Raw genomic sequence first — 9816 nt, 5'->3', positions numbered from 1 at the left:
GCCAGCACGTTGCGCGAGGTGCCGCAATCGGGATTATGGTAGATGATCACGCTCATGCCGCCGAGCCTTCGCCTTCGTTCGGCCCGATCCGGCCGATCTCCTGTACCCGGCGCCGGAGCGACGCCTGCTCCAGTTTGGCAAAAGGCAGGCTCGCGAACAGCTTGATGCGCGTCTCCAGCATCTGGAATGTGGTACGGAAGGCTGCCATGCGTTCAAATTCACTGCCGGTCGCGGCCGCCGGATCGGGCATGCCCCAATGGGCGGTCATCGGCTGTCCCGGCCAGACCGGACAAATTTCACCCGCAGCGTCGTCGCAAACGGTGAACACGAAATCCATCACCGGGGCGCCCGGCTGCGCGAATTCGTCCCAGGATTTCGAACGCAACCCATCGGTCGGCAGTCCGGCATCTTCCAGCATCGCGAGCGTGCGCGGATGAACCTCGCCCTTGGGATGGCTGCCGGCGGAGAATCCCCGAAACTTCCCGCCACCAAAACGCTCGACCAGCCGCTCCGCCAGGATGCTGCGCGCCGAATTGCCGGTGCAGAGGAAGAGGATGTTGAGCATGCGCGTCGTCATGCCGATTTGCCCTTGGCGAGCGCAGCCTTCTGCCGCGCCGAGGGCCGGCCGGGTTCGCAGGCCGGACCGCAGATCGACATCTCCTGGCCGCAGCAGTTCCGCACCAGGAATCCGACCAGTCCGTTCATCGCCGCGAAATCCGCCGCGTAGATCACGTGGCGGCTTGCCCGGCGCTGGGTGATCAGTCCCGCGCGCAACAGCGCCTGGATGTGAAAGGTCAGCGAGGACGGCACCAGGCCCACTCGCTCCGCGATCTCGCCCGCCGGCAGACCGCCCGGTCCGGCCTCGACCAGGAGGCGGTAGGCGGCAAGACGGTGCTCATGCGCCAGCGCCGCCAGCGCGGCGACCGTCCAGGCGGGATCGGGATTCTTTAACTTGGCCATGTCATATTTCCATATTTGTCGTAGTATCGCGATTGCTAAGGAGCCATCACCATATCGTCAAGTCAACTCCAGGCCGTGAATCATGAAATTATCTTGACGATTACGAATTTATGATCCTACAAGAGTCAAAATATCAAAGAATAAGGGAAGCGCCCATGAGAGTGTCACGCAGACTATTTGTCCAGGCATCTGCGGCGGCTGGCGCTGTGGCCAGCCCGATAGCCGCCAAAGCCGATATGATGATGGCGGATGGCAAATCTTGGCCCTCGATCAAGGCGGGCAACATCAAACAGCTCCGCCCCGGAAAGCCGGTTTCGTTTCAATACCCCGACGCGACATCACCCGCCTGGCTGCTGAAGCTCGAAGAGCCCGCCTATGAAGGCGCCGGGCCCGGTCACGACGTCGTCGCTTTCTCCGGCACTTGCACCCATATGGGCTGCCCGGTGGCCTTCAAGGGCGGCCGGTTCGTCTGCCCGTGCCACTATTCGATGTTCGACCCGGCGAAGAACGGAGTGCCCTACCAAGGTCTCGCCTCGGATTATCTGCCGCAGATCGAATTGCGGATCGATGCCGCGAGCGGCGATATCTATGCCGAGCGGATGTCCGGCCTGATCTGGGGACGCCAGAGCGACGCAGCCTGAATAATCCGGTTGTCAATCATCATTCGGGGGAGATCACCATGGCTCTGTATCGCCGCGAGGAATCGGTCCCGCTGCCGCCGAAGAGTGCCGAAGCCTACAACACGGTTTGCCAGTACTGCACGGTCGGCTGCGGCTACAAGGTCTATGTCTGGCCGGAAGGCTACGTAGGCGGCCTGAAAGCGGGCGACAACGCCTTCGGCATCGATTTCACCAGTCCGCAGCCGCCGATCGCCGGGTTTTCCTATACCGAGTCGATGCACTCGACGATCCAGCGTCGCGACGGCGGCACCTATCACGTCGCGATCGTGCCTGCCGATGATTCGCCGATCAATCTGCAGGGCAATCACTCGAGCCGCGGTGCGATCAACGCGAAAACCACCTGGTCGGACAGCCGCCCGACCCAGGCGCGGCTGCATTACCCGCTATTGCGCGTCGGTGATACGTTCAATGTCATTCCCTGGGACGCGGCGATCGAGTTGCAAGCCCGTGTGATCAAGGGGGTCATGGATAAATATGGCTCTGACGAGCTTTGTGCAAAGATCTACGACCACGGCGGCGGTGGCGGTGGTATGGAGAATACCTACGGCACCGGCCGGCTGCTGTTCACCGGGCTGCAGATGAAGCACACCGGTATCCATAATCGTCCAGCATACAGTGCCGAGACCTATGGAACACGCGATCGTGGACTGTTCGAATTAAACTATTGCTACGAGGACGCGCGCCTGGCCGATACGATCATGCTGTGGGGGGCAAACACTTACGACACGGCGACGGTGTTCTTCGTCGCGCACATGATGCCCAATCTCCAAGGCGCGACCATCTCGGAAAAGAAAAAGCATTTTGCCAAGGGCGAGCCGGCCGAGGCGGCAAGGATCGTCATCGTCGATCCGCGGATCTCGGCGACCGTGAACGCCGCCCGCGAGACCGGCGCGAAAGTGCTTCATCTGCGCCCCAATCTCGGCACCGACTACATGTTGATGAACGCGGTCGCGCGGGCGGTGTGGGAGAAGAAATACTACAACAAGGACTTCCTGAACCGGCACACCGACATGGGGAGTTTCGAGGATTACAAGAAAAAATCCCTCGAACTCCATATGGCCTACAAGGACTTCATGGTGAGGGCGCAGAAGATCACCGGCGTGCCCGTAACCCAGATCGAGCAGGCGGCCGCGTGGATCGCGCAACCCAAGCCTGGCGGCCACTGGCGGCGCAGCCTGATCCTCTACGAGAAGGGCGTGATCTGGAACTACCGGCAATATGACGCGGTTGCGGCGATCGCCCAGCTCGGTGCGCTCACCTTCAACATCGGCCGGCCCGGCACCGGAACCGGCCGCCAAGGAGGTCACCAGGAGGGTTATGCACGACCGCCCTATCCGGGGCCGCGGCCGCCACCGGATGTCGATAAATATATCCAGGACGGCAAGGGTAAAACCTTCTGGTTGATCGGCTGCAACCCGTATCTCGCGGCCCAGAACAACGCCTATTTCCGCAAGCGGGTCGGCGAACGCGCGCAGGCGCTGACCGACTTTCTGTCAGCGCAGAAGCAGGGCGACGGCGAACCCGCTTCGATGCAGGATCTCGCCGCGCGCATCCTCGAAGGTCTCGACAAGACCAACGGTTTGTTCCTGACCGTGCAGAATATCTATATGGTCGAAAGCACGCGCGACGCTCATCTGATCCTCCCGGCGGCGCAATGGGGTGAGGCCGAAAACATCTCGCTCAACTGCGGCGATCGTCTGATGCGGCTCGATGACCGGTTCATGGACCCGCCGGGCGACGCAAAACCCGACTGGGAAATCCACGGCCTGGTCGGCCAGAAACTCGAAGCGCTCTACAAAGCCGCGGGCAAGGCCGACATCGCCAAGCGGTTTGCCGGGATGGACTGGAAACATGGCGCAGATGTTGTCAAATCGATCCAGGACGATCTCTACGCCGGTATGAACACGAAAGTGCCGGCGTCGGAGGCAAGCAAACTCGACCCCGAGAGTTTCAAGGGCGTCGATTACGCCTATCTGCGCAAGGTGGGACAGAAGGGCATCCAGACCCCGGTGCGCATGGACCCGAAAACCGGCGAACTGGTGGGTACCAAGCGGCTCTACCCCACCTGGAATTTCATGACCAAGGACGGCAAGTTCAGTTGGTACGGTACGCGGCCATGGGACGACCACGCTTCTGCCAAGGTGGTCGCGAACTACCTGAAATCAGACCAGACCAAATATCCGTTCTGGTTCAGCATGGGCCGCAGCCAACCGCTCTGGCAAACCAGCTACCACATGCGTCTGCTGGCGCAGAAAACCGAGGGGACACCGCTGCCGTTCGTGCAGATCAGTCCGGCGGACGCGAAGAAGCTCGGTGTGCGCGATGGCGATATCGTGATGATCTACAACGACCAGGGCAATGAAACCTTTGCTGTGTACGAGACCGACTCGGTGCCCGACGGCACGGTGTTTGCCCTGATGTACCATTGGCTCGGCACGTCCAACAGCCTGACCTCGCCCTATACCGACCCGATGAGCACGAACCCCTGGTACAAGGGAACCCGCGTCGGCATTCGAAAACTCTCTGGTGGCATGCCCAGTGTCATGGCAACCACAAGCTTCCTGCCGACGAACACGTTTACCTGACCGTGATTCTGGGCCGCAGCACGGTCGAACTTCGAATCACGATCACACGACACAAAGCACTGGGGGTGAAACAGAAACACAACCCGTTGTTCATTCATCGTTGGTGCCAGGAAGTGGGTATCTAAAGTTTAACTACCTGTCTTTATAGGTCCGGCCGACTCCGTCGATGTCCGATGATCGTGGACTCCTCTGCATGCCGGCGACGACGCTGAAATGGACCGTGCCGTCGCCCGCGCCGCACCACACCTTCGAGGATGTTCCGGCGATCCGCTGAGTCCGTCGCCAGCCATCTTCCGTCAGGGCGCTATGGCGGGCGAGTCCGTTCTCGCGAAGGCCGCCACGCAGGAGGCGCTGGAAGCTCAGCGCACCACCGGAAGCCCAGTGCTGATCCCGCGATCACAATCCCGTGCGGGTCATCATCGGCCCCTGTTTGGCCAAGGACGGCATAACACCGATGACATTGTGCAAATTCGGCGCTTAAACTCACCACTACCACCAGCAGAAACGACAGGAGCAAGACGATGTCTGAGGACCGGAAATTCGATGGCCGCCGCGCGCTGCTGAAAAAAGCCGCCGGGCTCACCGCCGCCGGCATGATGGCGACCCGCGCCGCCGAGGCCGCCGGGGTGTCGAAAGCGTCGGTGAAATATCGCGACAAGCCGAATGGCGGCCACCAGTGCAGCGGCTGCGCGCTGTTCGTTCCCGGCTCCTCGGCCACCGCGAACGGCACCTGCAAGGCGGTCGCCGGGTCGATCAGCCCGCATGGCTGGTGCATTCTTTGGACCCCGAAAGCCGCCTGACCGATCGTTTCTTATATGCTTTGTTGCGTGAATATCCGAAGGCAAGACCAGTGCTCTTGCCCTTTTCTGCCTATTTGACTCTGACTGAAACGGGTATGCCAGACTGGTCAAGACATGAGATTTCGGATGAAGACGGTGACCACATGCGAGTGATCGGGCTGGCCGGATGGAGCGGGTCGGGCAAGACCACGCTGCTGTGCCGGCTTCTCCCTCTGTTGATCGGGCGCGGAGTGCGGGTTTCGACGCTGAAGCACGCGCATCACGATTTCGACGTGGATCAGCCGGGAAAGGATTCCTGGGTCCATCGCGCGGCGGGCGCGACTGAAGTGCTGGTCGCTTCAGCCCGGCGCTGGGCGCTGATGCATGAGCTGCGCGGAGATCGGGAGCCCAGCCTCGCGGAACTCCTGGATCGCATGAGTCCCGTGGATCTCGTGGTGGTCGAGGGTTTCAAGCGGGAGCCGCACCCGAAAATCGAAATCCACCGGCAGGGGACCGGGAAGCCGCCGCTGCATCCGCATGATCCGAGCATCGTCGCGATCGCCTCGGATACCGCTTTCCCCGCCGCCGGCGTGCCGGTGCTTGGGCTGGACGACGTGGCGGCAATCGCCGACATCGCGCTGAGCCAGGCGCGACCGGTTGGAGCGATCCCGTGGCGCATGACGGTGAAAGATGCGTGTCATGGCCCAGCTATCGGATGATTGCTTCGCCTTCGGCAGCGCGCTGAACTGGTCCCATTTTCGGGGCCCAGTTCAATTCGGTGAGGACTCCCATGTTCCAAACCGACGCATTCCACTACCTCGAGCCCTGACGGTCATTGCTATTCACCCAACCGTGATCGGAAATTCCTGGTTGAAACCAAACTGTCACACCTCTGCTTTGCAAATGTGGCTAATGCGGCCAGCGGATATGGCGATCAGGAACCATTGATCATGAATGTCGCGAACAGCGATCATCCGTCGCGAGATGGAGTCATAGATTCCCTCAACAATGCCCCGATAAGCTTCTTTCATCTCAGGGCGGCGTTCACTGCGGGGATGGGATTTTTTACGGATGCCTATGATCTGTTCATCATCGGCTCGGCACTGGTCTATATCAAACCGGAATGGCACCTCGATAATACGCAAATCGCATTTCTTGGGAGTATTTCGCTCGTTGCAGCATTCGCTGGTGCGCTTATCTTCGGCCGACTCGCCGATCTCATTGGACGGAAGCGCATTTACGGCCTAGAGGCGCTTCTGATGGTGATCGGCGGCTTGGCCTGCGCCTTCGCCCCGAATTTCGTGTGGCTCCTGGTGTTTCGGGTGATTCTCGGGCTTGGCATCGGTGGCGACTACCCGATGAGCGCGGTCCTGATGGCCGAATATGCGAATGCCAAAAAACGAGGTGCACTGACATCGATGGTCTTCGGGATGCAAGGACTCGGACTTGCTTTCGGGCCTGTTATTGCCCTTGTGCTCGAAGCCTCTGGCCTTCCATCAGACCTGATCTGGCGCATCATGCTCGGTCTTGGCGCCCTGCCACCGCTCGCCGTGCTCTATCTGCGGCGGACCATGCCAGAATCGCCCCGCTACAAGGTCCATGTTCGTGGCGATGCGGATGAGGCGGCGCAGGATCTGTCGACCTACTCATATGGACAAGTTCAACCGAAAGCGGCAGGGAAAAGCCGACCAACCCGGATCTCTCTCGGTCAGATGTTGAGCAACCCGAAATTTCTGATGTTGATCCTTGGAACGGGCGGTGCATGGTTCCTGAATGATTACGCGTTCTATGGGAATGCGATCTCGACCCCTGAAATCCTGAAGCTTTTGGCACCGACCTCCTCGCAACTGACCGGTAGTGCTTGGGCGTTCATCGTTTTCGCGATATTTGCGATTCCGGGTTACCTGGCATCGATTTTTTTCATGGACTCGGTCGGCCATCGTCGCCTGCAAGTGATCGGCTTCGCCGCAATGGCACTCTGCTTCGCAGCGATAGGGCTACTACCTGGGATCACCCATGAGGTCGCGCCATTTCTGCTGCTCTACGGGGTGAGTTTTTTCTTCATCGAGTTTGGTCCGAACTGTACGACCTTTGTCATGCCTGCCGAAGTCTTCCCGACCAGTATTCGGACCACAGGGCATGGCTTTGCCGCTGGCATTGGAAAATTTGGTGCGTTCGTCGGAACATTCGTATTCCCGTTCATCAGCGCCGCCGGTGGTGTGAGGGGAGCGATGTTGTTTTCCGCTGGGGTATCTGTTGTCGGGGTTCTTTTGACGATAGCGACCCTGCCCGAACCGAGCGGCAAAACCCTGGAAGAGGTAAGTGGCGAAGGTATCGCTGAAAGCGTGGAAATGTTTGGTCTGGTTTACGATTAAGCCTTAGTTCTTTGCACAGAGGCAGCAAAAATTACCACATTTTATTAGTGCTCAACACTATGCCACTGGCGCATTAGGTTACGCTGCGCCGCGCCTTTAACTGTCGGAGACCGCGATCATGACACTCGCCTATATCATCCATCTCGCCAATTATTCTGATGGCGTGCTCTATGTGCTCGCGGTCCTGTTCCTGCTGGCGGCTGCGGTGATGCTCGATCGGGTCTGGCACCTGCGCCGGGCCATCCTGCGCGGCAATGCCTTGGTCAGACGCATGGCCAGCATGGGCCAACTGTCTCCCGGTGATCTTGAACAGATGCGCGATTTCGCGGGAAAACAGCCTGAAGCCGTGCTGCTTGACACCGCACTTCATCACATCGCCGATGCCGATGCCGAGGCGATGGGGAACCGGATGGATGAGGCGATCATGCTGGTCGCCCCCCGACTCGACCGACGGCTCTGGGTGCTCGACACCATCGTGACCCTGGCCCCGTTGCTCGGCCTGTTCGGCACCATCATCGGCATGTTCCACGCCTTCTCGGTTCTCGCCAAACCAGGCCATGCGCCCGCCGAAGTCACTGGTGGCGTGGCGGACGCCTTGGTCGCGACCGCCTTTGGTATCCTGATCGCCATGCTCGGGCTTGCCGCCTTCAACATGCTGTCCAATCAAGTGCGGCTGATTCTGCACCAGTTGGAAACTCTCAAGACCATGATCTTGAACCGGACCGACGGCGCGCCGGTCGTGCCGTTGATGCGAAATCGCCACAGCCTCAAAGCTGTCACCAGCGCCCAGTGAGATCAGGTCAATCATGAAACTCCGTTATTTCGAAGCTAAGAAGGCGCGCGTGGAGATCATTCCGATGATCGACGTGATGCTGTTCCTGCTTGTGTTCTTCATCATCGTCACCCTGCAAATGATTCCGGACGCAGGGGTGTCGTTGCAACTACCCACATCGAGCCAGACCCATCATCTGAAACACCCAAAATTCACCGTGAATATCCTGAAGGACGGCACCGTCAAGGTGAAGGACAAGGTGCTCACACCCGGGCAACTCACCGCTCTGTTCCAATCGGATGGCGACACCGCAAAGACCCAGGTCACCATCGCTGCCTCGAAGCATGTTGCGTTCCAGCATTTCGTGACAGTGATGGACGCGGCGCGCAAGGCGGGTGTCACCGATATCGGAATCGCAGCTCACCAGACGGCCCCGTGATGGTGGTCATAAGCGAATGACTTCGATGAGCAGATCGGGAGATATTCCGCCAGGGCTACAAGAACGCGATCTGTTCGCCCGCGCGCTCGGTGCGGCGCTGATCGTGGAAATCTTGTTCGTCATCGGCGTTGTTCACTTTGCGAATCAGGCTGGCCCGGTCGCTGACCATCAGCCGCGCATCATGAAGATCCAGATGATGGCGCCGCAGCCGAAACCCAGGCCGTTACCCAAGCCGCCGAAGCCGATGCCTCCACTGCCGAAACCTTTGCCACCGCCACCTCTGCCGATGGCGCCACCGAAACCTCCACCGCCGACGCCGATTCCCCGTCCTCTACCGAAACCCCGGCCTATCGCGCATCCTCAGCCGGTCAAACCGATTCCCCATGTCGCAACTCCCAAGCCTCAACCACCACCACAGCAACCCGTTGTGTCCGCGGCCGAGCAAGAAAATGCGACTGAGCGCTACGCGGCACTGGTCCACCAATCGGTGCAAGATGATCTGCGCGTGCCACGGCAGGTCGCGATGATGCGTTTGCACGGAATAACCACGGTCGCGATTCGTGTCGCACCGAGTGGCACTCTACTCGGCGACTCGATCTTGCGATCTTCCGGCTTTCCACCGATCGACAACGCAGCATTAGCCGCGGTGCGGGCGACACGGTTTCCTCCCTTCTCAGCGAGGATGTCCCATCACCCGATTACCTTCACCTTACGGGTTGATCTGCATCGTAAATGATTGTCGCCGTTCCGAGCCCGTTTCTTCCACCATACACGGAGAGTTGAAAGTGAAGTCTATTAACATATTCAAAGATAAGAATATATAAAGACGCAGGCAGTTCATCTCTCTGGCTAAAAGATGAATCTGAAATGTTTAAGATTATATCAAAGGAATTCGTAATGGACAGGACAAAAATCATATTCGCTACAATGGTTGCGGTGTGCAGTCTTGAATTGGGTGCCGTAGCCTATGCCGGTGAGGGGATTCCGATGCTGCCACCGCAGCCCTTAGTCAGTCAGACCTCGATAACAGTGATTGGCCAGAGCATGCCAAAGTTCAACGCCGCTATGGAGCCGGTCGTAACGGCTAAGGGCCTGAGCTTGAACAAGCGATTCGGCACGAAAGAATCGGAATGACCGCGAAAACGCAAGGATCGAATCGGGCGAACTGGGTGACGTTGGGTCGGTCCGGCCTATTTTTGGGGGATGATTGATATTGCAGCCATCAA

General features: G+C 59.3%; 11 protein-coding genes. 9 read left to right on the top strand and 2 right to left on the bottom strand.

Annotated elements, in window-relative coordinates:
* Positions 1-52: 52 nt before the first annotated feature.
* The gene (locus tag AiwAL_RS19075) at positions 53-577 is read right to left on the bottom strand and encodes an arsenate reductase ArsC (RefSeq protein WP_262313367.1); all 525 of its coding nucleotides are present in this window, start codon (positions 575-577) and stop codon (positions 53-55) included.
* On the bottom strand, positions 574-960 hold the full coding sequence (locus tag AiwAL_RS19070; protein ID WP_262313366.1) for a helix-turn-helix transcriptional regulator: 387 nt from the start codon (positions 958-960) through the stop codon (positions 574-576). The genes AiwAL_RS19075 and AiwAL_RS19070 overlap by 4 nt, the downstream gene beginning before the upstream one ends.
* A gap of 155 nt (positions 961-1115) precedes the next feature.
* Between AiwAL_RS19070 and AiwAL_RS19065 the strand changes: the two genes are divergently transcribed.
* The 9 genes from AiwAL_RS19065 (at position 1116) to AiwAL_RS19025 (ending at position 9724) form a co-directional block, all read left to right on the top strand.
* A complete protein-coding gene (locus tag AiwAL_RS19065; RefSeq protein ID WP_262313365.1) occupies positions 1116-1601 on the top strand; it encodes an arsenate reductase (azurin) small subunit in 486 nt (161 codons plus the stop codon).
* 38 nt (positions 1602-1639) lie between these two features.
* Positions 1640-4225 carry an arsenate reductase (azurin) large subunit gene (locus AiwAL_RS19060; protein WP_262313364.1) on the top strand — a complete coding sequence of 862 codons (2586 nt, stop codon included), beginning with the start codon at positions 1640-1642 and terminating at the stop codon, positions 4223-4225.
* Between the two features lie 521 nt (positions 4226-4746).
* Complete coding sequence (locus AiwAL_RS19055) at positions 4747-5025, top strand: high-potential iron-sulfur protein (RefSeq protein WP_262313363.1); 279 nt, start codon at positions 4747-4749, stop codon at positions 5023-5025.
* Positions 5026-5168: 143 nt separating this feature from the next.
* On the top strand, positions 5169-5723 hold the full coding sequence (gene mobB, locus AiwAL_RS19050; RefSeq protein ID WP_235705290.1) for a molybdopterin-guanine dinucleotide biosynthesis protein B: 555 nt from the start codon (positions 5169-5171) through the stop codon (positions 5721-5723).
* Between the two features lie 231 nt (positions 5724-5954).
* On the top strand, positions 5955-7379 hold the full coding sequence (locus AiwAL_RS19045; protein WP_235705291.1) for an MFS transporter: 1425 nt from the start codon (positions 5955-5957) through the stop codon (positions 7377-7379).
* 118 nt (positions 7380-7497) lie between these two features.
* A complete protein-coding gene (locus AiwAL_RS19040; RefSeq protein ID WP_235705292.1) occupies positions 7498-8172 on the top strand; it encodes a MotA/TolQ/ExbB proton channel family protein in 675 nt (224 codons plus the stop codon).
* Positions 8173-8185: 13 nt separating this feature from the next.
* The gene (locus AiwAL_RS19035; RefSeq protein ID WP_262313362.1) at positions 8186-8590 is read left to right on the top strand and encodes a biopolymer transporter ExbD; all 405 of its coding nucleotides are present in this window, start codon (positions 8186-8188) and stop codon (positions 8588-8590) included.
* A gap of 25 nt (positions 8591-8615) precedes the next feature.
* Complete coding sequence (locus AiwAL_RS19030; RefSeq protein ID WP_235705294.1) at positions 8616-9326, top strand: energy transducer TonB; 711 nt, start codon at positions 8616-8618, stop codon at positions 9324-9326.
* 161 nt (positions 9327-9487) lie between these two features.
* Positions 9488-9724 carry a hypothetical protein gene (locus tag AiwAL_RS19025; protein ID WP_262313361.1) on the top strand — a complete coding sequence of 79 codons (237 nt, stop codon included), beginning with the start codon at positions 9488-9490 and terminating at the stop codon, positions 9722-9724.
* Positions 9725-9816: the final 92 nt, after the last annotated feature.

Source organism: Acidiphilium sp. AL, from assembly GCF_025499445.1.
Classification (GTDB): domain Bacteria; phylum Pseudomonadota; class Alphaproteobacteria; order Acetobacterales; family Acetobacteraceae; genus Acidiphilium; species Acidiphilium iwatense.
The sequence above is the reverse complement of the archived record's forward strand: the minus strand, read 5'-3'. Positions and strand labels throughout refer to the sequence as shown.

Bases quoted from the DNA above. Each gene is read 5' to 3' on its own strand.
- AiwAL_RS19035 (WP_262313362.1), top strand. From the start codon at position 8,186: ATGAAACTCCGTTATTTCGAAGCTAAGAAGGCGCGCGTGGAGATCATT.
- AiwAL_RS19040 (WP_235705292.1), top strand. From the start codon at position 7,498: ATGACACTCGCCTATATCATCCATCTCGCCAATTATTCTGATGGCGTG.
- AiwAL_RS19075 (WP_262313367.1), bottom strand. From the start codon at position 577: ATGACGACGCGCATGCTCAACATCCTCTTCCTCTGCACCGGCAATTCG.
- AiwAL_RS19065 (WP_262313365.1), top strand. From the start codon at position 1,116: ATGAGAGTGTCACGCAGACTATTTGTCCAGGCATCTGCGGCGGCTGGC.
- AiwAL_RS19070 (WP_262313366.1), bottom strand. From the start codon at position 960: ATGGCCAAGTTAAAGAATCCCGATCCCGCCTGGACGGTCGCCGCGCTG.
- mobB (WP_235705290.1), top strand. From the start codon at position 5,169: ATGCGAGTGATCGGGCTGGCCGGATGGAGCGGGTCGGGCAAGACCACG.
- AiwAL_RS19030 (WP_235705294.1), top strand. From the start codon at position 8,616: ATGAGCAGATCGGGAGATATTCCGCCAGGGCTACAAGAACGCGATCTG.
- AiwAL_RS19045 (WP_235705291.1), top strand. From the start codon at position 5,955: ATGAATGTCGCGAACAGCGATCATCCGTCGCGAGATGGAGTCATAGAT.
- AiwAL_RS19055 (WP_262313363.1), top strand. From the start codon at position 4,747: ATGTCTGAGGACCGGAAATTCGATGGCCGCCGCGCGCTGCTGAAAAAA.
- AiwAL_RS19025 (WP_262313361.1), top strand. From the start codon at position 9,488: ATGGACAGGACAAAAATCATATTCGCTACAATGGTTGCGGTGTGCAGT.
- AiwAL_RS19060 (WP_262313364.1), top strand. From the start codon at position 1,640: ATGGCTCTGTATCGCCGCGAGGAATCGGTCCCGCTGCCGCCGAAGAGT.